The following is a 20689-nucleotide window of genomic DNA, read 5'->3' as shown; positions in this document are numbered from 1 at the left end:
ACCCATCATAAGAAATCTCTCCTTTTCCTCTTTTTTATCAGTGTTGACACATAAAAAGAGGTTCAGACACAAAAACAGGCTGTGGAGAAGACTTTCTCCACAGCCTGAAAAGGAAAGAAGGTATCTTCTTTCCTTTTTATTATAGTTGTTCAAATTCATTATTACTTATCCCGATTAGCTATGTATTATGGTTGAATCCCACTTTCTAATAGCTCAGTAAATACATTAGTATGAATAGGTTTGCTGTAATAGTAACCTTGAATAAACTGACATTTATTTTTTTGAAGGAAATGCACGTGTTCTTTCGTTTCTACACCTTCAGCAATGACAGACATTTCTAATGTATGTGCTAATGTAATAATCGTTTTAATAATTTCCATTCCATCTTCACACGTTTCAGACATTGTAATAAACTCTCTTGGGATTTTTAACGTGTCTATTGGATATAAAGGTAAATACGCTAGTGAAGAATAACCTGTACCAAAATCGTCGATTGAAATGTGAATCCCTAAACTCTTTAGTGTGCGGAGTTTTATCAATGTTTCTCGCTCATCCATCATTGCAATTCGTTCTGTTAATTCAAGATCGAGAGAACTGGCTGGTAAGTCTGTAGTTGCCAAAGTAGAAGAAATAGACTTTACAAAATCTTCTTGTTCAAATTCTTTAGCAGATAAGTTTACACCAATTTTTAAATGAGAATAACCGAGTGTGTGCCAACGTTTCATTTGCTCACAGGCTTGCTGTAATGTCCACTTTCCTATTGGAATAATTTGAAGTGTTTCTTCAGCAATCGGAATAAATTCATATGGAGAAATAACGCCTAATTCGGGATGGTTCCACCTGATTAAAGCTTCAGCACCGATAATTTTGTTAGATTCGCTATCAACTTGAGGTTGATATAAAAGGAACAATTCTTCATTTTGTATTGCGTTTGGTAAATCTTTTTCTAATCGTAATCGTCTTTCAATTTTTTTAGCAATTACATCGTCATAAATAGAGACAGAGTTAAGTTCTTTTGCTTTCGCATTATACATGGCAATATTAGCGTTTTTTAATAGTGTTTTGATATCGATTCCGGAATATGGATAAATAGCAATGCCGATACTCAGTGATAAAGTTAATGTATGCTCATGTATGATAAACGGTTTTTCTATGCATTCAAATAACTGGTTACATAATTGGAATAAGGAATCTTCGTCAGTATAGTTTTCAATTAAGATTGTAAATTCATCACCACCAATTCTTGACAGATGAGTATGTGATGGAAGACATGATTGGAATCGCTTTGCTACTTCTTCTAATATGTAATCTCCTGCCGAATGTCCAAGTGTATCGTTAATTGCTTTAAAGCGATCTAAATCTAAGTATAATAATGCGAACTCACTGTCTGTTGTTTTAGCATTTTTTATAACTCTTTTTAATTTCTTATGGAAAAAGGCACGGTTCCCAATTTTCGTTACAGTATCATGGAATGCTAAATATTTTATTTCTTCTTGCTGTTTTTTTAGTGCAGTAATATCCTTCACCATAATATAGCTTCCTGAAATTTGTCCGTCTATCATAATAGGAATGATGGTAACGTATAAAAAATAAGTAAAGCCATCTTTATATTGAGAACTAAGTTGTAAGGATGCCGATTCTTGTTGTTTCACTTTTTCTAATGCAGATGCTAGTTTATGTTTATCTTCTTCTAAAATAATCGAAAAACAAGTTTCACCGAGTAACTCATTCGTTGGTGCTCCCAGTAACATACTCCCAGCTTTATTTACATTTAAGAAGATTCCATTTAAATCAATTGTAAAAATAGGATCAGGATGATATTCATATAGTGATTTGAATTTTTGTTGTTTCTGAGATAGAGCCTCTGATTTATAAACTAAATCAGAAGTTCGTAAAGTAACTTTTTCTTCTAGTTGAGCATTAAATGCCTGTAAACGTGTTGTTAGGGAATTGTTTTGCATACGTACAATAGAATGACGAATGAGTACGAAAATAAAAGTAATACAATTTCCTGTAATGAGAGTTGCAGATGCTGTTTGTTCTTTTAATGTAAAGCCGATTAGTATTGCAACAGCAAGATAGGGAAATACAACTAAAGCCTTTTTTCCTATTATAGGGTTAACAATGAAATAATTTTTATGGCTATTATGATCTTCTGAAATAGATCCAGCTATTGCAATAAATAATATAGGTATTCTATATAAAAGACGTAATAATGTTATCGTTTCAGTTGATAAATGATTATTTAAGTAAAAATAAATATAGTTAAAAGTTGCAGAACTTATTAATACAAAAATAAAGATGTGAATTTTCCGTTTGGAATTAAAAATTGTTGGACGAAAAAAAAGACTAACACCTAGTAGAAGAAATAATAAATCTGCAATTGGATATAGAAATGAAAGGAAAACATCTCCTAGTGAAAGAGAGAATATATTTAAATTTGGTTGATTAAATAAATACCACTCCAATGTGAATATGGAAGTAAGTACGATGCATATATCACAAATAAAGAACGCTTTTTCCCATTTATCACATTCTTTTAAAATTTTATAGCAGAAAGCGATAAGACAGAAGAGTAGAAAAAACATGTAAAATACATCAGAAATAGTAAATTGATGTATTGGAATTTCGAAGAAGCTATCTTGATATGTATATACTATTTTCCCTAATAAAAAGCTACCGATTGCTATTGTGATACATATCCAAAACGGATTTGAACTAACTTTTTTAGAATATATAGAGTAAATGAGTGATACAAATGTAATGGCTTCAACGATAAGTGAAGCGAAGCGTACATCCGAATTTGAAAATTGAGTAGGGAACAGATAGAAAAACATAAAATAGATTGAATAGCATATCAATGTTGCGATTAATATACATATTTGTAAATTTTTATTTAATTTCAATAAAATCACCTTCTTTAATTATGCACTATATTCGTAATATCTATACATAATAATATTACTTAAGAATTGTATCAGATTTCCTTGTAAAAATCATGTTTATAAGGAAAGTGTTAAAGAGTGTAATACTTCTTAAAATTGAAAAAGTATTGTTTTTAATAATATGTACTTCATCAAGATTTCAAATGGAAAGTGTATATTTAGTCATCCTTTGAAGTTTAAAGGTTTTTTAGTGGTTTGTAAGTGAATATGCATAATTGCATAAAGATAACAGATTCCGTTTTATGTAAATAACTTTTAGTATGAACTAAACTTTAGTATGCATCTATTCTCATACTAATGAGGGATTTCAAAAAGATGTTACGTATATACAATAATACGTAAGCATGTATAAAATTTTTAGTATGGAAGGCAGAGCATGAAGAATTGGGTGAAGTTTCGAATAGCACGTCCAACTGATCGATTTGAAAAGGTTATAGAATTCTATGAAAAAGGATTAGGCTTAAAACGTATAGGTGAATTCTACGATCATGAAGGCTATGATGGGGTCATGTTTGGACTCCCAGATGAAGAGTATCATTTAGAATTTACAAGACATATAGATGGGAGCCCATGTCCAGCTCCGACAAAAGATAATTTACTCGTATTTTATATGTGTGAAGATAGTGAAATGAAAAAGGTGAGCAAAAGGCTGCATGCATTGGGATATGATGAGGTCGAACCTGAAAACCCATACTGGAAAGACAAGGGGATAACGATAGAGGATCCAGATGGCTGGAGAATTGTGTTGATGAAATTAGAGGAATAATGTGTAATGAAGCTTGAAGTTCAAGTAGGGGGTAATACGTAAAAGAGCTTTCTTTTGAGGGGATAAACTCATGGAAAGCTCTTTTGTTTATAATCTGAAAAATAAAATTTGAAATTATGTTCTGAAAAATTATAAAATAAGAACGTATATTCCTGTTGGTTTGAGAGGAGTGTCTGTAAAGATGAAGAGAACACTAGGGGGGCTTTTTTTATGATATGCCGGATTAAGGATGCAGAAATATATTATGAAATCATTGGCGAAGGAAAACCAGTCATTATTATACATGGTTGTGCTCCTGATCATAGGTTAATGCAGAGGTGCATGGAATCAGTATTTCAAAAATATAAAGGTTACCAAAGAATATATATTGATTTACCTGGCATGGGGAAATCGAATGCTCCAGATTGGATAAATAGTTCAGATCATATGTTAGAACTGTTAATTGCATGTATTGAAGAAATCATTCCAGCGAAAAACTTTTTATTAGTAGGAGAATCTTATGGTGGATATTTAGCTAGAGGTATACTTACAAAGCTGTTTGAACGAGTTAATGGATTACTATTAGTATGTCCTGTTGTTGTAGCGGAGCAAGAAAAAAGGACTCGCCCGAATAAACAGATAATTGTACAAGATAAGGAGTTTTTAAATACACTAACTTCCACTGATAGAGAAGAGCTTTGCGAGTTAGCAGTAGTCGCGAATGAATATACATATACGAGATTTAAAGAGGAGATTAAGCCGGGACTAGATATTGCTAATTATGAATTTATTGAAAGGTTGCAACAGAATTATTCTCTTACTATGAATTTTCATCATAAGATATATAAGAAACCCGTTCTTTTATTAGCTGGAAGACAAGATATATCAGTAGGTTATCAAGATATTATAGGAATTACTGATGATTATCCAAGAGCGACATTAGCAGTGTTAGATATGGCAGGGCATAATTTGCAAATTGAACAACCTGAATTATTCGAGAGTTTAGTAGGAGAATGGATTAGACGAACAAATCAGCAAAGTTTATAAAAGACGAATGAATATTTTCAAGGAGGAAGTATGAGTACATATATTTATATGGTTAGGCATGGGGAATCACCAAAATTAGAAGGAAATGAAAGAACGCGTGGGTTAACTGAGAAGGGAAGTTTAGATGCTCATAGAGTAATTGAACTATTAAAAACAGAGGGAATTGATACTTTCATTTCAAGTCCGTATAAGAGGGCTATGTTAACGATAGAAAAAGCAGCTGATTTCTATGAAAAAGAAATAGTAGTATATGAAAATCTCAAAGAGTGTATGTTTTCAAATGAGGATCAGATTATATCAGATAAAGAGGTGTATCCACTTGTAAAGAAGATGTTCTCTGATCCAGATTTTGCACTAACAGAAGGAGAGTCATATAAGGATTGTCAGGTAAGGGTAGTGAAAGTGTTAAAGGAAATATTAATGGATTTCCAAGGGCAAAAAATTGTAATTGGCACACATGGACTTGTAATGACTTTAATGATGAATTATTTTGATAAGCAATACGGGTTTGAATTTCTTATACATACATCGAAGCCTGATGTATACAAGCTAGAATGTAACGGGGAACAATTAATAAACGTAGAGAGGTTATGGACAGGAGAATGAAATTGCATATACGGAGTATGTTTTAATGGATATTTTAAAAACATACTCTTTTTTTTATAAAGAATCTTTATCAACTATTTTTAGAATCTTAAATCAATAAGTAATTATTCAGTTTCTGAATAATATAAATAGAAGTTGGCTTAGAGAAACTATTTTAAATATGACAAAACTCCAAACGTTGGATTTCTATTCAATTGGAGAAAAACATGTAAAATTTTGTCTTACGGTCCCCGTTTACTTTTCATTTCATTACATATAGGCTTTGTGGTGTAAGGGGGGGAAATCACCTTTACACAAAATTTATAAGGAGGACATTGTGATGAAAAAGATTAAAAAGTTTGCGGGAGTTGCTTTAGCGGGGACGATTGGATTAAGTGGACTACTGTTTTTAGAACCAAGTGTAAGTGCTGCGGAAGCACAGCAAGTGAAAGAGGAGAATTTCAATACAATTGATGTATCGATGAATCTAAATGAATTATATGTATTAAGTGGCAGAAGCATTGATGTTCTTTCTGGAGATAAAGAAGCAATTCAGCTAAATAAATACACAATTCGTTTTAGTAAATCTGGGAAGTACGTTATTAGGGTAAATGGTTGTATTTATAACGATGTATATACTTTTATTGTGAATGAGTAGTATATATTCTTAAATTGTGAGGTAAAAAAAACACCCTATTTGCGGTCAGAATCGTAAATAGGGTGAATTCATTTGTATTAAGTGATGTTTTATAAATTTTCATTAATTTGCTCTTTGTTTTTGCTATGTAAAGTATGTAAAAGTGTTTGAAACATCTTAAATGATTGCTGAAAGATTGGACTTTGAATAAAGGTGTACAGAAAAGTTACGATGAAAACAGGACCTCCTAGTATAAATCCAATAACTAGTACAACACATTCTACTATAATTCTAGCACGGCTAATAGACAGTCCTGTTTTGTCGGAAATAGTAAGCATGAATCCATCGCGAGGTCCAGCACCAATCCCAGCCGCAACGTACATTCCTCCCCCAATACCTGTAATTGCAATACCAGCAAATAAAATGAGTAAGTTTATCCATAAATAATCACTAGCGTTTGGAAGGATATTTGATTGTAAGAAAAAGTCCATAATGGGACCGATAAGTAGTGCGTTTAAAAATGTACCCACATTAATATATTTTCGATCTACTAGTAAAGAAATGAGAACGAGACATAATCCACATATGACACTCCACGTACCAATGGTCCATCCAAACCTTTGGTAGAGAGCCATGTTTAAAACTTCCCAAGGATGTAAACCAAGAAATTTAACTTTGACTGCAAGGGCATTTCCAAGGCCGAAAAAAATTAATCCTAAGAAAAAAAGAAAATAGCGAAAGAGAGTTAGCCTCATTTTTAATACCTCCTATATTGTATAATTATGTATATTACATGTAAGATTCTTGATGTACAAATATTACGACTTTTTAGCTGTTATTTAAAATTTAAAAAATACAAATGAAATATATATTCGCAGTCAAAAAAGTTAAAATATTTCGTTTTAAGGATTATAATAGGGAAAGAAATATAAAAGGGAGTGAGCGAGTTTGAAACAAGAACTTATTGAAAGATTTACGAGATATGTAAAAATTGATACACAATCAAATGAAGAAAGTCATACAGTACCAACAACACCTGGACAAATTGAGTTTGGTAAGTTATTAGTGGAAGAGTTAAAAGAAATTGGGTTAACAGAAATAACGATGGATGATAACGGTTATGTAATGGCAACACTTCCTGCTAATACGGATAAGGATGTTCCAGTAATCGGCTTTTTAGCACATTTAGATACGGCAACAGATTTTACAGGGAAAAACGTAAAACCACAAATCCATGAAAACTTTGATGGCAATGCAATTACGTTAAATGAAGAGCTAAATGTTGTGTTAACGCCAGAGCAGTTCCCAGAGTTACCATCATATAAAGGACATACGATTATTACAACGGATGGTACGACACTTTTAGGAGCAGATGATAAGGCTGGTCTGACTGAAATTATGGTTGCAATGAACTATTTAATACATAATCCGCAAATTAAGCATGGGAAAATTAGAGTTGCATTTACGCCGGATGAAGAAATTGGCCGTGGACCAGCGCATTTTGATGTAGAAGCATTTGGTGCATCATGTGCTTATACGATGGATGGAGGTCCATTAGGTGGTTTAGAGTATGAAAGTTTTAATGCTGCAGGCGCTAAGTTAACGTTTAACGGAACGAATACACATCCTGGAACAGCGAAAAATAAAATGCGTAACGCAACTAAACTTGCGATGGAGTTTAATAGCTATTTACCGGTGGAAGAGGCACCAGAATATACAGAGGGTTATGAAGGATTTTATCATTTACTTTCATTAAATGGTGATGTTGAGCAAAATAAAGCGTATTATATTATTCGAGATTTTGACCGTGAAAATTTTGAAGCACGTAAACATAACGTTGAAAATATTGTGAAGCAAATGCAAGAGAAGTATGGACAAGATGCAGTTGTTCTAGAAATGAATGATCAATATTATAATATGCTTGAAAAAATCGAACCAGTGAGAGAAATTGTTGATATTGCATATGAAGCAATGAAAAGTTTAAATATCGAACCAAACATTCATCCAATTCGTGGTGGAACAGATGGATCACAATTATCGTATATGGGATTACCAACTCCGAATATTTTCACAGGCGGTGAAAACTATCACGGTAAATTTGAGTATGTTTCGGTAGATGTTATGGAAAAAGCTGTTCAAGTTATTATAGAGATTGCAAGAAGATTTGAAGAACAAGCTTAAAAAAGAACCAAGTAGTGCAAATGTGCTACTTGGTTTTTTAGTATAATACTCGCCACAAATAAAAAGTTGCGTAAGACTCCCAGTTAGTCCAATTTGCTGCAAAATCTTTTATTTCATGTTTGGTCGGTTTACTTTCGGAACCTGTTATATATTTAATTGCATTGTGCAAGCCAACATCGTCAATTGGAAAGGCGGAAGGAAAGCGTAAACAGCGCATTAAAACATAGTTGGCAGTCCACGGACCTATACCATGTATAGCGGTTAATTGTTTTTCAGCTTGTTTCACATCTTGTATTTGCAGTAAAGATTCTTTTGATAGTTTTCCTTCTGTAATAAGCTTTGCAATACCGATTAAATATTCACATTTTCTAGTCGTCATTTTTAATTTTTTGAGATCGTCTACGTGTAAATGTGCAATTGTTTCAGGAGAAGGGAATATCCAATGTTTTCTATCGTTCCACTCTACATAACTTCCAAAGTGTTCGACTAATCGTCTTTTTAGCGTATAAGCATATGTGAGATTAATTTGCTGACCGATAATTCCCCAGGAAAGTGCCTCAAATAAGTCTGGAATACCTAAAGTACGAAGCCCATAATATTGTTCAATTGGCCTTTGAAGAAGTACATCATGTTTAGCTAATGTATAAAAGGGAGCTAAATCAGTAGTTAAATCAAACCACTCTTTCACATAGTTAGCTACAGCTTCGTGTATCGATTCTTCAGATGTATATAATTCTTCTAAAAAATGTATTTGAATATATCCATCCGTATTCATACTAATTTCAACTAAAGGATTTACGCCCTTAACAGGGATAACTTTATAAATTTTGTTATCTTCAATGTGGAACATACATTCATTGTTAGAACGTGATAGATAGCGTAAATTCTCTTGGAAAATAAATTCTGTTGGAACTGCTAAAGTTAATGCGCTAGTATATTCTGCTGTCATATGCATTCTACCTGCGACTTTTCTAATGTAAGCAACTCTTTCTTCATTTCTAATCCACCTCTAAAACCAGTTAGTTTCCCATTCTTTCCAATAACACGATGACAAGGAATTGTAATGAGAAGAGGGTTGGCAGCAATAGCGGTAGCAACAGCACGTACCGCAGTAGGTTTTTGTATTGTTTCGGCAATTTCTGAATAAGAATATGTCTTTCCATAAGGAATTTCACGTACCGTATTCCAAACAGATAATTGAAATATAGTTCCGTAAGCATCGATAGGGAATGTAAAAGTTTCTCGCCTACTTTCTAAATACTCAATAATTTCTTTCGTATATGTTTGTAGATAATCGGGATTACAGGTCAATATATGTTGTGGCAATTTTTTTCTAGCCCATATATTTAGTTCTTCAATGTTTTCACCTTGAGATCCAATGAAACATAGTCCATCTTCAGTTGCAGCGATATGAAACTGCCAATTCTTATGTGTAAGTAGTGTCCAATATATAAATTTATTGTTGCAGGAATTCATTATTGTATCCCTCTTTCATTTCGTTCTTTTTTCGATACTCAGTAGGAGTAAATCCGGTTTTCTTTTTAAATAAAGTTGCAAAATACTCAGGGTTTTCTATTCCAGCAGCAGTACTAATTTCTTTAATGGATTGATTTGTTTGTAATAGCTGTTCTGCCGCTTTAACAATCCTAAACTGCTGTATATATTCTATTGGACTTATTCCTGTCGTTTTTTTGAAAGTGCGTTGTAAATGAAATGGGCTACCATGGCACATCTCTGCAAGTATATCGAGAGTTAATAATTCATCGAAGTGTTTTTCAATATAATCTTTAATTTGTTCTACCCACTCTTCATTAGGTAAAGTGATCCCATTTGGCTTACAGCGTTTGCACGGGCGAAAGTTTTCACTTAATGCTTGCTCTGCATGATAAAAAATTCGTACGTTGTTTTTATTCGGTATTCTTGATTTGCATGACGGCCTGCAAAAGATTCGGGTTGATTTCACAGCATAAAAGAATTTGCTATCATAGGATGAATCATTATGAATAATCGCTTGCCAATGCTCATTTGTTAACGTAATTCCATTATTGTGCAAAGAACATCACCTCTGAAATTAGTATAACCTGAATAAAGTGTGTATGTATGTATTCACAAATGTAAGAGCAAGATTACAAAGGTGAAAATATGATTGTTTTCTATTTTGTGATAGCATGAAATTTGGAAATAAACATCAAGAGGAGGGCTATAAGTGAAGTTAATTTCATGGAATGTAAATGGTTTGCGAGCAGTTATCGCAAAAGGTGGTTTTTTAGAATATCTCGAGGAATCGAATGCTGATATATTTTGTTTACAAGAGATTAAATTACAAGATGGGCAAATTGATTTAAACTTAGAGGGATATTATACATACTGGAATTATGCTGTGAAAAAAGGCTATTCAGGAACGGCTATTTTCACGAAAAAAGAACCGCTTTCTGTTACATACGGTTTAGGCATTGAAGAGCATGATCAAGAAGGACGAGTTATTACTTTAGAGTTCGAAGATTTTTACATGATAACGTTATATACACCGAATTCAAAACGAGGATTAGAGCGTTTAGATTACAGAATGAAATGGGAAGACGATTTCCGGGCGTATATTAAGCGGTTAGATGAGAAGAAACCAGTTGTTTTTTGCGGTGATTTAAACGTTGCTCATAAAGAAATCGATTTGAAAAGTCCAAAAAGTAATCGTAAAAACCCTGGATTCTCTGATGAGGAACGAGAGAAATTTACACGTATTTTAGAAGAAGGGTTTATTGATACATATCGTTATCTTTATCCTGATCAGGAAAGCGCATACTCATGGTGGTCGTATCGTATGGGAGCGAGAGCGAAAAATATTGGATGGCGTTTAGATTATTTTGTTGTTTCCGAAAGAATGAAAGACAAGATAACAGAGGCGAAAATTAATAGTGAAGTGATGGGATCAGATCATTGCCCAGTTGAATTACATATAAATTCCTAAAAAAAGAAGTATCTTCCTGGAAATGGGCGGATACTTCTTTTTTTCTCAGTTTGTTAAAATTTTTCAAATCTTTCTTGAAATAATTGCATATTAAATATATACTTAGTAACGATAATCATTATCAGTGAAAGAGGTTATCAATGGATGAGGTGTAAAAGAATTATAGCTTAGGGGAAGTGAACGAGAATGAGTTCTGGATAGAATTATTAATCTAATGAAATATATATGTAAGACAAGTTTCATATAGTTAAATTTTATTAAGAATATTGTTTGAAAATTCGAGAGGAGATATATAAAGATGAATAAGAAGTTATTTACATTAGGGATGGTTACAGTTTTAAGTGTAGGATTAGCAGCATGTAATAGTGCGGATAAGACTTCAGGAGAGCAAAAGCAACAGACAAAAGCTACGGAAACGAAAAAAGACGAAAAACGAAAGATTACATATTTAGGTAAAGAATATACAGTACCAGCAAAAGTAGATAAAATTGCAACAGCTAGTTTAGAGTCAATGGAAGATGCGGCAGTACTTGGAATTAAACCAGTAGGTGCCATTACTGTTGGGGGTAAATTACCAAAGTATCTTGAAAAAGATTTAGAAGGTGCAAAATCTGTTGGTGAGAAAATGGAGCCGAATTTTGAAACATTACTTCAATTAAAACCAGATGTTATTACATCAAGTACGAAATTCCCAGCAGAAACAGCTGAAAAGTTTACAAAAGTAGCTCCTACATTCCCGGTATCACACGTTTCAACAAATTGGGAAGATAACTTAAAGTTAATGGGAGAATTAACTGGTAAAAAAGATAAAGCAGAAAAAATTATTAAAGATTACAATGCAGATGCTGAAAAAGCAAAAGCAAAACTAGGGGATAAGTTAAAAGACAAAAAAGTTCTTGTAATCAGACTTAGAGCAAACGAATTATTCCTATATCCAGAAGGAGTATACTTCAATCCTGTAATTTATAAAGATCTTGGATTAACTGCTCCAGAGCAACTTAAAACTGTAAAAGCACAAGAGAAAATTTCATTTGAAAAACTTGCTGAGCTTAACCCAGATTATATTTTCTTACAATATGAGACAACTGAAAATAAAAACCCGAAAGTGCTAGAAGAAATTGAAAAAAATCCAATTTGGCAAAGTATGAATGCTGCGAAAGAAAAGAAAGTATTTGTAAACGTTGTAGACCCAATGGCACAAGGTGGTACTGCTTGGAGTAAAACAGCATTCTTAAAAGAAGCAGTGAAAAATTTATCTAAATAATACAATAAGTAAGGTGCGTTGAATGATATGCAGAAAACAAATGCAGTACCAGTGACTATATTATGTATAGCACCCATACTCATCTTATTTACAGTTATACTTTCTATTTTGTATGGGGCCAAAAGTATTGATGCTGAAACAGTGTGGAACGCATTATTTCATTTTGATTCAAGCGATGTAAACCATAATATTATTATTACTTCACGTTTACCAAGGGTAGTTGCAGCTCTTTTAGTCGGAGCATTTCTAGCCATATCAGGAGCACTTATGCAGGGGATGACAAGAAACTATCTTGCATCCCCTTCTATTATGGGTGTGACGGATGGGGCAGCCTTTGTTATTACACTTTGTATGATTTTTCTTCCGGGCATGTCATCGATTGGTATGGTTGTATGTTCAATGCTTGGTTCTGCACTAGGAGCCGGTATCGTGTTTGGTTTTGGTTCGCTCCTTCAAAATGGCTTATCGCCAGTTAGGTTAGCGATTATCGGAACAGTTATCGGAACATTTTTAAGCAGTGTATCGGCCGCGATGGCTTCATATTTTCAAATTTCTCAAAATGTTAGTTTTTGGTTTAATGCAAAGTTAGACCAAGTGGACCCTAATATCATTAAAATTACGATACCGTTTGGGATAATTGGAATAATTTTAGCACTGTTAATATCAAAATCTATTACGATTCTTTCTTTAGGCGAAGAAGTTTCTATTAATTTAGGGCAACGTACAAAACTAGTTAAAGCGATGGCAATTTTATCAGTTATTTTCTTAACAGGGACAGCAGTTGCTTTAGTTGGGAAAGTAGGTTTTGTAGGTTTAATTATTCCGCACATTACCCGCTTTATAATTGGGGTAGATTATAAGTGGATTTTGCCATGTGCAGGCGTTATTGGTGGCGTTTTCTTAGCATTATGTGACGTTTTGAGTAGATTTGTAAATTATCCATTTGAAACGCCAATTGGAGTCGTTACTTCCTTAATTGGAATTCCTTTCTTCCTTTATTTAATCCGTACAAGAGGAGGAGAGAGACATGCTTAAAAGTTCAAGTCAACGTTTCGGAATGACGATGGGGATTATTATATTTTTAATACTATGTGCGATTTATATTAGTTTAACGAATGGTACGTTTGATATTACGATTACAGATGTATTTAAAACACTCTTTAGAATAGATCCAGTACCAGATCATGATTTAGTTATTTTTGAGTTTCGTCTTCCGCGCATCGTAATTGCTGGATTAGTAGGATTAGGCCTAGGCGTTGCAGGTGCTGTAATTCAAGGGATTACGAGAAATGGACTGGCGGATCCAGGTATTTTAGGAGTAAATGCCGGAGCAGGAACAGCAATCGTCATCTTTATGTTTTTCTTTCAAGGACAATTAAAGAGCACAGACTGGGTTTCTATTATGATGATGCCGATGTTTGGTTTAGTTGGCGGATTAGGTGCAGCTATCATCATTTATCTGTTTTCTTGGAAAAACGGTAAGTTAGATTCGCAGCGTCTTTTATTAACAGGGATTGCAATTGGATCAGGATTTGGAGCATTTTCTATGTATTTATCACTCAAAATGAAGTCAACTGATTTCGAGATGGCTGCAGTTTGGGTGTCAGGAAGTATATATAATGCAAACTGGAAGTATATTATTGCAATGCTACCGTGGCTTATCATATTAATTCCGCTTATACAAAAGAAAGCTTATTTATTAGATTTATTTCAATTGGAAGAAACGAGTATTACAAGTTTAGGTGTTTCAGTAGAAAGAGAGAAATCTATTTTACTACTAAGTAGTATCGGGCTTGTCAGTGCATGTGTTGCAGTTTCAGGAAGTATTGGTTTCATTGGATTAATGGCACCGCATATAGCAAAAAGACTTGTCGGTATTCAGCATAAGCATATTATTCCTACGTGCGGAGTAATCGGAATGTTCCTTGTAATTGCTTCAGACTTTATCGCAAAAACAGTCTTCACACCTGTAGAGTTACCAGTTGGAATCGTCATTTCTATTGTCGGTGTACCGTATTTCTTATATTTACTTTATAAGGCGAAAGCGTAAGAGGAGGAATAAAAGTGAGTATTTTAAGTGCAAAAAATTTAGAAACGAGTTATGAAAAGCTTACAGTGTTTCGCGATTTAAATGTGGAAATACAAGAAGGAAAAGTAACGACAATTATAGGACCAAACGGGTGCGGTAAATCGACATTGTTAAAAACAATGGGAAGAATTTTAAAGCAAAAGAGCGGTAAAGTATACTTACAAGGACAGGATTTAAATGCAATTCCAACGAAAGAAATTGCGAAGCAGTTAGCTTTACTACCGCAAACTCCAATTGCGCCAGGAGAGCTTAAAGTAGAAGAATTAATTTCTTATGGACGCTATCCACATCGAAATAACGTAAATAAGTTAACTTCAAAAGATAAAGAGATGATTGATTGGGCATTAGATATTACGAAAACTTCTGAATTTCGAACGAGACAAATTGCCAATTTATCAGGTGGTCAAAGGCAAAAGGTATGGTTAGCAATGGCTTTAGCACAAGAGACAGAAGTGTTACTACTAGATGAACCAACGACATACCTTGATATGTCTCATCAATTAGATGTATTACAAATTGTGGAGAAGTTAAATAAAGAACATAATTGTACGGTCGTAATGGTACTACATGATATTAACCATGCAGCAAGGTTTTCAGATGAAATTATTGCAATGAAGGAAGGGGAAATCGTTACAACTGGTATCCCAGAAGAAATCATTACAAATGAAGTGTTAAAAGAAGTATTTCATATTGATGCGCGTGTCATGATTGATCCGTATAATGGATCTCCTGTTTGTTTTGGATACGATAGTGTTGCCGCTCAAGAAGAGAAAGTAGAAATATATGTAACGAGTTAAGAGGGAGGGATATAAGATGAAAACTACTATTGAAAAACAGCAGATTATAACAACTAATACAGAACAGTGGAAAATGTATTCGAAATTAGAAGGTAAGGAATATCAAATTCATATTTCAAAGCCGAGGCAACCAGCGCCAGAGTCAGGATATCCTGTTATATACGTATTAGATGGTAATGCCTTTTTTCAAACATTCCATGAAGCGGTTAAAATACAATCAGTTAGAGCAGAAAAAACAGGTGTTTCACCAGCCGTTATAGTAGGTATTGGTTATCCAATTGAAGGGGCATTTTCAGGTGAAGAAAGATGCTATGATTTTACTCCTAGCGTAATTTCAAAAGATGCCCCTTTAAAACCAGACGGTAAACCGTGGCCTAAAACAGGAGGAGCACATAATTTCTTTACTTTTATTGAAGAAGAATTAAAGCCGCAGATTGAAAAGAATTTTGAGATTGATAAAGGAAAACAAACGTTATTTGGGCATTCACTAGGTGGTTTATTTGCTTTACATATACTATTTACAAACGTAAATGCTTTTCAAAATTATTTTATTAGTAGTCCATCTATTTGGTGGAATAACCAATCTGTGCTTGAAAAAGAAGAGAACCTTATAAGTGAATTAAATAGTGCCAAGTTTGAAACGGGAGTGTTCCTTACAGTTGGGTCACTAGAACGAGAGCATATGGTTGTAGGGGCAAACGAATTGTCAGAGCGCCTTCGCCAAGTAAAACACGATCAGTTTAGATTTACGTTTTATGAGGCTGAAGGGGAGAATCATGCATCAGTTGTGCCCACATCTTTAAGTAAAGGATTAAGATTTATTAGTCACGTATAGAAGACGTATATGAAAAAGGTAAGCAATTGCTTACCTTTTTTCATTATTTTTTAATTGCTGCGTATCCATCAATTAAAAAGCTAGTGAAAAAGCGAGTAATTTGAGTAAAGCCACATTCCTCCATAATAGTTAGTAGATTTGTTTCGGCAATAGGGTATATTTCTGTTTCAAAAGAATTTTCAAATCGGTTCCAATCTTCTAATGGAATTTGATTTTGCATCATATGGTTGCGCCAAGCATTTAATTGCGCAGAAAAAATACTGGTATAGGGTATACCATTTATTGAAGAGAGAAAGAATGGAGCACCGGGCTTTAAGCGATTACTAATTTTATTAAGTAATTCTTTTTTCTCCTTCATAGTTGGGATGAAGTGAAGAACAAGCATACAAGTAGCAGCATCAAATAATGGATTGGTTAATAATGAATGCACAGTTCCGTGTACAAAGTGAATTTGATTTTGTATGCCTTCGTTTTCAATTCTTTTTTTGGCTAACTGTAGCATGCTTTTAGATGGATCAACACCTGTAAAAGATAAGTTGCTATTTTGTTTACCTATTGAGAGAATTTCTTGTCCACCACCAGCACCTATAACTAGTAAATTTGGATTCATATTTTCTTTAGGGAGTGTCGTAAATAAAAAATGGTTCACCATTTCATAAAGGGTAAAATATCCAGGGATTTTCAACGGAATTGTTTGTTCATATGTATGTACAGTACGATCATTCCAGCTCATATTTTAGCCTCCTCTTTTACAATAAAGTTTCACTTTATTATGAAATGAAATGGTTAGAGGAAACAATCCCATAAATCTGGGGGGGAATCAAGATGATTTATGAACAGGAAACGAAAGAAATAACAGTGTTAATGAAAAGCGAGAGATCAATTAGACAATTTCAAAAAGAGTTTTTAAATATATTAAAAAAGGTAATTCCTTTTGATGCTTCCTGCTTCACGGCTATAGACCCGCACACATTTTTATCAACCGGGGCATGTACAGATCGAATAATTGAACAACTGCATTCGCAGTTATTTATGAATGAATTTTTAGAGGATGATTACAACAAATTTAAAGATTTAGCAAGAAAGTCCCCACATGTTGGTGCGATACGTATTGTCACAAATGATACTCCGATAAAAAGCGCTAGGTATCGAAATATTTTAAAACCAGCCGGTTTTATAGATGAAGTAAGAGTGGTTTGTATGAGTAAAGGAAAATGTTTTGGACACTTAAGTTTGTTTCGAGATAATACAAACGTACCTTTTCAGCATGATGAATGTAAGTATTTATCGAAGGTGGGTTTATTGGCAGGAGATACTTTAAGAACATCTTTTATCATCCATTCAGAAGAACAAATGGAAGTAGTAGGGATGGGCATGATTATATTAAATGCAAATCTTGAACTAAATTATTGGGATGAAACAGGATACATATGGTTATCAAATTTTAGAAAGTATGAACAATTAAATAAAGATGACATGCCGAGGCCGATACGTGCAGTTTGTTCGCAAGTAAAAGTAAATGAAAATAATAAAGAAGCGACAGTTTGTATAAGTTTAACGTGTGGACAATTTTTAGTTATTCGTGCGAGTAGGTTAGAAAGTTACAGTAGTTGTCATACAGGGTATAGGGTTGTGTTTGAAAGAGCACGGCCAGAAGAAGTTTTTCCTCTTCTTGCAGATTCTTATAATTTGTCTCAAAGAGAGAAAGAAGTGATAGTAGGAATTGTTAGAGGGATGTCAACGAAAGAAGTGGCAAAAGAATTGTGCATTTCTACATATACAGTTCAGGATCATTTCAAGTCAATTTTTGAAAAGGTTGGAGTATGCAGTAGAAACGAACTTATATGGGAACTTTTTTCTAGGTTTTGTTTTTTAAAGGAAGAATACTAAAAGAAAAAGGGTTTAATTTATCCGGTATCAACATTCGGGAATCTCATAAGATTAGTAGCTGCGGGCTAATAATCAGTGGAATTTTTAATATAAACGAGAAACATTCAAATGAATATTTGAATGTTTCTCGTTTATAAGGTATACTACATACATAATCAAATATGTATTTGAATAAGAGGTGTTACACATGAAGGAAGAACATTGTGAACTTTGTTATCATGATGAGCAAAAAGTAAAACATGCAAGTGATATGTTAGAGAAAGAAAATATCAGTAGTGTAGCGAAAATGTTTAAGGCACTTGCAGATGAAACACGTTTGAAAATTGCTTATGCGTTGTATACGGAGAAAGAACTTTGTGTACGTGATGTCGCAAGTATTATTCATAGTAGTATTGCAACAGCTTCACATCACTTAAGACTATTACAAACGATAGGATTAGCGAAAAAGCGTAAAGAGGGGAAACTTGTTTTTTATTCATTAGATGACTCTCACGTAAATGGATTAATTGAATTAGCGTTTAGTCATAGTAGTGAAATGAAGAATAAAGAAGTTGATATGTAATTATGCATTTTCATAAAGAAATATCTTTATGAAAATGCAACTTTAAAAGGAGAGGAGATAATAAGTATGAGTAAGCTTGTTTTAATACGACACGGACAAAGTGAATGGAATGTTGAAAATCGGTTTACAGGTTGGACGGATGTTGATTTATCTAGTAAAGGTTTGGAAGAAGCAAGAGAAGCCGGAGTAATGCTGAAAGCTAATGGTTTCTCATTTGATATCGCATATACATCTGTTTTGAGAAGAGCGATGCGTACGTTATGGATTACTCTCGAAGAAATGGATTTGATGTGGATACCTGTTCATAAAACATGGAAATTAAATGAGCGACATTACGGTGCGCTTCAAGGATTAAATAAGGAAGAAACAGCGAGAGAATATGGCGATGAACAAGTAACTTTATGGAGACGTTCAACAAATGTACGCCCACCGGCACTTACAAAAGATGATGAAAGATATGAAGCATCACATCCGAAATATAGAGATGTAAAAGAGTATGAATTTCCGCTTACAGAAGATCTAGAAGATACAGAGAAACGAGTGGTTTCATATTGGAATGAAGAGATAGCTCCTAATGTAAAAGCCGGTAAACAAGTAATTATTGCAGCACATGGAAATACAATACGTGCTTTAGTAAAACATTTAGATCAAATTTCAGATGAAGATATAGAAAATGTAACCATTCCAACAGGAACACCATTGGTTTATGAATTGGATAACGATTTAAAACCAATATGCCATTATTATTTCAATAGGAAAATAGAAACTTTAGAAGAAAGTTTGGTGTAAAATAAACGGTTTATTATACCCTACCTATGTATTGTATGTTAATAACGGAGATGATTTATCGTGTTACATTATACAGTTGTAAATAAAAAGAGTTGTGAGTCATGCGGATTATGTGCTTCTATAGCACCTGATATATACCAATTAGATGGAAGAAGAAAATCTTTTGGTGTATTAGATAATAATCAAGGAATAATGGGGATCCCAAAAACTTTCTTGCAAGCCATGTTGGCGGCTAGTGATGGCTGTCCAACAAGTTCAATTCAGGTAAGAAAAGAGCCATTTATAAAGAAAGTAAAAATTTAATAGAGGAATTATGAAAGACAAAACAAAATTAAAAGGAGGCATTTATATGGGACATCATCACGGTCACCAACATCATGGGCATGCTCACGGGCATTCCCATGGACATCATCATTTTGAGGAAAGTAGGAAAGGAAATAGAAAAGGGTTAATTACAGCTTTAGTAATTACAGCAACTATTATGTTCTTTGAATTTTTTGGAGGACTAGTTACAAATAGTTTAGCTTTATTATCAGATTCAGGACATATGTTAAGTGATACAAGTTCATTATTATTAAGTTTAATTGCTATTGGATTAGCAGCTAGAACAGTTACTTCTACAAAAACGTATGGATATTATCGTTTTGAAATTTTAGCGGCACTAATTAATGGTATTACATTATTTGTTGTAGCAGGGCTTATCGTATGGGAAGTAATTGGTCGTTTTTTTGAACCACCAACTGTAGCAAGTGGTCCAATGATGTTAATCGCATCAATTGGTTTACTAGCAAATTTAATTAGTGCATGGGCACTTATGAGACAAGGTGACGTGAAAAATAATGTGAATTTACGTAGCGCGTATTTACATGTTCTTGGAGATGCTTTAGGGTCAGTGGGAGCATTAGTAGCTGGTGCACTTATGTCATTATTTTCATGGTATATTGCAGATCCAATTATTTCAGTAGTTGTAGCTTTATTAATTTTAAAGAGCGCATGGGGAGTAACAAAACATTCTATTCATATACTTATGGAGGGTACACCGGTTGCAATTGAACTAGAGAAAGTGAAGCAAGCGATTAAAGGAGTAGAAGGTGTACGTGATTTACATGATCTTCATATTTGGACGATTACATCTGGATTAGATGCATTAAGTGTCCATGTAATGATTGATAAAAAGCAAGATGATCAAGAAGTACTTCAAAATATTATTGATATGTTAAAACAAGAATTCCATATTGAACATGCTACAATTCAAATTGAAACACTTAATATTAAACATAATGAAATGATTGTCTAGTCAAATGCAAACGAAAGGCTATGGGGAAATTCTCCATAGCCTTTCGTTTGTGCAAGTAGAA

The 20689-nt window shown here is 33.6% G+C and carries 22 protein-coding genes; 16 read left to right on the top strand and 6 right to left on the bottom strand.

Annotated features, from left to right (window positions below):
• Positions 1-185: 185 nt before the first annotated feature.
• Positions 186-2906, bottom strand: coding sequence for an EAL domain-containing protein (locus ACTFOB_RS25390; RefSeq protein ID WP_440029772.1), 2721 nt, complete (start codon positions 2904-2906; stop codon positions 186-188).
• A 415-nt stretch (positions 2907-3321) separates the two neighbouring features.
• On the opposite strand from ACTFOB_RS25390, the gene ACTFOB_RS25385 reads away from it, so the two are divergent.
• The 4 genes from ACTFOB_RS25385 (at position 3322) to ACTFOB_RS25370 (ending at position 5980) form a co-directional block, all read left to right on the top strand.
• Positions 3322-3711, top strand: coding sequence for a VOC family protein (locus tag ACTFOB_RS25385; protein WP_151632522.1), 390 nt, complete (start codon positions 3322-3324; stop codon positions 3709-3711).
• Between the two features lie 210 nt (positions 3712-3921).
• Positions 3922-4737, top strand: a complete 816-nt coding sequence (locus tag ACTFOB_RS25380; RefSeq protein ID WP_440029774.1) for an alpha/beta fold hydrolase — start codon at positions 3922-3924, stop codon at positions 4735-4737.
• A gap of 30 nt (positions 4738-4767) precedes the next feature.
• Positions 4768-5343 (top strand): histidine phosphatase family protein, encoded by a 576-nt coding sequence (locus ACTFOB_RS25375; RefSeq protein ID WP_151632518.1) that lies wholly within the window; start codon positions 4768-4770, stop codon positions 5341-5343.
• Positions 5344-5662: 319 nt separating this feature from the next.
• On the top strand, positions 5663-5980 hold the full coding sequence (locus ACTFOB_RS25370; protein ID WP_440029776.1) for a hypothetical protein: 318 nt from the start codon (positions 5663-5665) through the stop codon (positions 5978-5980).
• Between the two features lie 89 nt (positions 5981-6069).
• Here the strand turns inward: ACTFOB_RS25370 and ACTFOB_RS25365 are convergent, their stop codons facing one another.
• Entirely contained in the window at positions 6070-6714 is a 645-nt protein-coding gene (locus tag ACTFOB_RS25365) for a YczE/YyaS/YitT family protein (protein ID WP_151632514.1), read from the bottom strand.
• 193 nt (positions 6715-6907) lie between these two features.
• Between ACTFOB_RS25365 and pepT the strand changes: the two genes are divergently transcribed.
• Positions 6908-8140 (top strand): peptidase T, encoded by a 1233-nt coding sequence (pepT, locus tag ACTFOB_RS25360; RefSeq protein ID WP_440029778.1) that lies wholly within the window; start codon positions 6908-6910, stop codon positions 8138-8140.
• 37 nt (positions 8141-8177) lie between these two features.
• On the opposite strand, the gene ACTFOB_RS25355 is transcribed toward pepT, so the two are convergent.
• Genes ACTFOB_RS25355 through ACTFOB_RS25345 form a run of 3 tightly spaced genes read right to left on the bottom strand, consistent with a single transcriptional unit; the run spans position 8178 to position 10193 of the window.
• Entirely contained in the window at positions 8178-9089 is a 912-nt protein-coding gene (locus tag ACTFOB_RS25355; RefSeq protein ID WP_440029780.1) for a DNA-3-methyladenine glycosylase family protein, read from the bottom strand.
• Positions 9086-9616 (bottom strand): methylated-DNA--[protein]-cysteine S-methyltransferase, encoded by a 531-nt coding sequence (locus tag ACTFOB_RS25350; protein WP_440029781.1) that lies wholly within the window; start codon positions 9614-9616, stop codon positions 9086-9088. The genes ACTFOB_RS25355 and ACTFOB_RS25350 overlap by 4 nt, the downstream gene beginning before the upstream one ends.
• Positions 9597-10193: a bifunctional transcriptional activator/DNA repair enzyme AdaA gene (locus tag ACTFOB_RS25345; RefSeq protein WP_440029783.1), complete on the bottom strand. Its 597-nt coding sequence runs from the start codon at positions 10191-10193 to the stop codon at positions 9597-9599. The genes ACTFOB_RS25350 and ACTFOB_RS25345 overlap by 20 nt, the downstream gene beginning before the upstream one ends.
• Before the next feature lie 153 nt (positions 10194-10346).
• Here ACTFOB_RS25345 and ACTFOB_RS25340 point away from each other — a divergent pair, with 153 nt between their 5' ends.
• The 6 genes from ACTFOB_RS25340 to ACTFOB_RS25315 all read left to right on the top strand — a co-directional run bounded on the left by ACTFOB_RS25340 (position 10347) and on the right by ACTFOB_RS25315 (position 16090).
• Positions 10347-11105, top strand: coding sequence for an exodeoxyribonuclease III (locus ACTFOB_RS25340; protein ID WP_440029785.1), 759 nt, complete (start codon positions 10347-10349; stop codon positions 11103-11105).
• 298 nt (positions 11106-11403) lie between these two features.
• On the top strand, positions 11404-12369 hold the full coding sequence (locus ACTFOB_RS25335) for an iron-hydroxamate ABC transporter substrate-binding protein (protein ID WP_060631908.1): 966 nt from the start codon (positions 11404-11406) through the stop codon (positions 12367-12369).
• A gap of 27 nt (positions 12370-12396) precedes the next feature.
• The gene (locus tag ACTFOB_RS25330) at positions 12397-13404 is read left to right on the top strand and encodes a FecCD family ABC transporter permease (RefSeq protein WP_440029787.1); all 1008 of its coding nucleotides are present in this window, start codon (positions 12397-12399) and stop codon (positions 13402-13404) included.
• Positions 13397-14419, top strand: a complete 1023-nt coding sequence (locus ACTFOB_RS25325; RefSeq protein WP_016135196.1) for a FecCD family ABC transporter permease — start codon at positions 13397-13399, stop codon at positions 14417-14419. The genes ACTFOB_RS25330 and ACTFOB_RS25325 overlap by 8 nt, the downstream gene beginning before the upstream one ends.
• A gap of 14 nt (positions 14420-14433) precedes the next feature.
• A complete protein-coding gene (locus ACTFOB_RS25320) occupies positions 14434-15255 on the top strand; it encodes an ABC transporter ATP-binding protein (RefSeq protein ID WP_440029790.1) in 822 nt (273 codons plus the stop codon).
• Positions 15256-15271: 16 nt separating this feature from the next.
• Positions 15272-16090: an alpha/beta hydrolase gene (locus ACTFOB_RS25315; RefSeq protein WP_440029792.1), complete on the top strand. Its 819-nt coding sequence runs from the start codon at positions 15272-15274 to the stop codon at positions 16088-16090.
• Positions 16091-16133: 43 nt separating this feature from the next.
• On the opposite strand, the gene ACTFOB_RS25310 is transcribed toward ACTFOB_RS25315, so the two are convergent.
• Positions 16134-16823: a class I SAM-dependent methyltransferase gene (locus tag ACTFOB_RS25310; protein ID WP_440029794.1), complete on the bottom strand. Its 690-nt coding sequence runs from the start codon at positions 16821-16823 to the stop codon at positions 16134-16136.
• Between the two features lie 92 nt (positions 16824-16915).
• On the opposite strand from ACTFOB_RS25310, the gene ACTFOB_RS25305 reads away from it, so the two are divergent.
• The 5 genes from ACTFOB_RS25305 to ACTFOB_RS25285 all read left to right on the top strand — a co-directional run bounded on the left by ACTFOB_RS25305 (position 16916) and on the right by ACTFOB_RS25285 (position 20628).
• Positions 16916-17980 carry a helix-turn-helix transcriptional regulator gene (locus ACTFOB_RS25305; RefSeq protein WP_440029796.1) on the top strand — a complete coding sequence of 355 codons (1065 nt, stop codon included), beginning with the start codon at positions 16916-16918 and terminating at the stop codon, positions 17978-17980.
• Positions 17981-18167: 187 nt separating this feature from the next.
• Positions 18168-18542: an ArsR/SmtB family transcription factor gene (locus ACTFOB_RS25300; RefSeq protein WP_088097424.1), complete on the top strand. Its 375-nt coding sequence runs from the start codon at positions 18168-18170 to the stop codon at positions 18540-18542.
• 66 nt (positions 18543-18608) lie between these two features.
• Positions 18609-19331: a 2,3-diphosphoglycerate-dependent phosphoglycerate mutase gene (gene gpmA, locus ACTFOB_RS25295; RefSeq protein WP_440029799.1), complete on the top strand. Its 723-nt coding sequence runs from the start codon at positions 18609-18611 to the stop codon at positions 19329-19331.
• Between the two features lie 60 nt (positions 19332-19391).
• Positions 19392-19634, top strand: coding sequence for a ferredoxin (locus tag ACTFOB_RS25290; RefSeq protein ID WP_440029802.1), 243 nt, complete (start codon positions 19392-19394; stop codon positions 19632-19634).
• Positions 19635-19680: 46 nt separating this feature from the next.
• Complete coding sequence (locus ACTFOB_RS25285; protein WP_440029804.1) at positions 19681-20628, top strand: cation diffusion facilitator family transporter; 948 nt, start codon at positions 19681-19683, stop codon at positions 20626-20628.
• Positions 20629-20689: the final 61 nt, after the last annotated feature.

Origin of the sequence: Bacillus cereus group sp. MYBK79-1, assembly GCF_051915365.1 — a bacterium.
Taxonomy (GTDB): domain Bacteria; phylum Bacillota; class Bacilli; order Bacillales; family Bacillaceae_G; genus Bacillus_A.
The sequence above is the reverse complement of the archived record's forward strand: the minus strand, read 5'-3'. Positions and strand labels throughout refer to the sequence as shown.

What these genes read in the sequence shown, in the direction of transcription:
- ACTFOB_RS25370 (WP_440029776.1), top strand. Translation starts at nt 5,663, where the DNA reads ATGAAAAAGATTAAAAAGTTTGCGGGAGTTGCTTTAGCGGGGACGATT.
- ACTFOB_RS25300 (WP_088097424.1), top strand. Translation starts at nt 18,168, where the DNA reads ATGAAGGAAGAACATTGTGAACTTTGTTATCATGATGAGCAAAAAGTA.
- ACTFOB_RS25335 (WP_060631908.1), top strand. Translation starts at nt 11,404, where the DNA reads ATGAATAAGAAGTTATTTACATTAGGGATGGTTACAGTTTTAAGTGTA.
- ACTFOB_RS25380 (WP_440029774.1), top strand. Translation starts at nt 3,922, where the DNA reads ATGATATGCCGGATTAAGGATGCAGAAATATATTATGAAATCATTGGC.
- ACTFOB_RS25285 (WP_440029804.1), top strand. Translation starts at nt 19,681, where the DNA reads ATGGGACATCATCACGGTCACCAACATCATGGGCATGCTCACGGGCAT.
- ACTFOB_RS25355 (WP_440029780.1), bottom strand. Translation starts at nt 9,089, where the DNA reads ATGACAGCAGAATATACTAGCGCATTAACTTTAGCAGTTCCAACAGAA.
- ACTFOB_RS25350 (WP_440029781.1), bottom strand. Translation starts at nt 9,616, where the DNA reads ATGAATTCCTGCAACAATAAATTTATATATTGGACACTACTTACACAT.
- ACTFOB_RS25330 (WP_440029787.1), top strand. Translation starts at nt 12,397, where the DNA reads ATGCAGAAAACAAATGCAGTACCAGTGACTATATTATGTATAGCACCC.
- ACTFOB_RS25315 (WP_440029792.1), top strand. Translation starts at nt 15,272, where the DNA reads ATGAAAACTACTATTGAAAAACAGCAGATTATAACAACTAATACAGAA.
- ACTFOB_RS25310 (WP_440029794.1), bottom strand. Translation starts at nt 16,823, where the DNA reads ATGAGCTGGAATGATCGTACTGTACATACATATGAACAAACAATTCCG.
- ACTFOB_RS25365 (WP_151632514.1), bottom strand. Translation starts at nt 6,714, where the DNA reads ATGAGGCTAACTCTCTTTCGCTATTTTCTTTTTTTCTTAGGATTAATT.
- ACTFOB_RS25305 (WP_440029796.1), top strand. Translation starts at nt 16,916, where the DNA reads ATGATTTATGAACAGGAAACGAAAGAAATAACAGTGTTAATGAAAAGC.
- ACTFOB_RS25375 (WP_151632518.1), top strand. Translation starts at nt 4,768, where the DNA reads ATGAGTACATATATTTATATGGTTAGGCATGGGGAATCACCAAAATTA.
- gpmA (WP_440029799.1), top strand. Translation starts at nt 18,609, where the DNA reads ATGAGTAAGCTTGTTTTAATACGACACGGACAAAGTGAATGGAATGTT.
- ACTFOB_RS25325 (WP_016135196.1), top strand. Translation starts at nt 13,397, where the DNA reads ATGCTTAAAAGTTCAAGTCAACGTTTCGGAATGACGATGGGGATTATT.
- ACTFOB_RS25385 (WP_151632522.1), top strand. Translation starts at nt 3,322, where the DNA reads ATGAAGAATTGGGTGAAGTTTCGAATAGCACGTCCAACTGATCGATTT.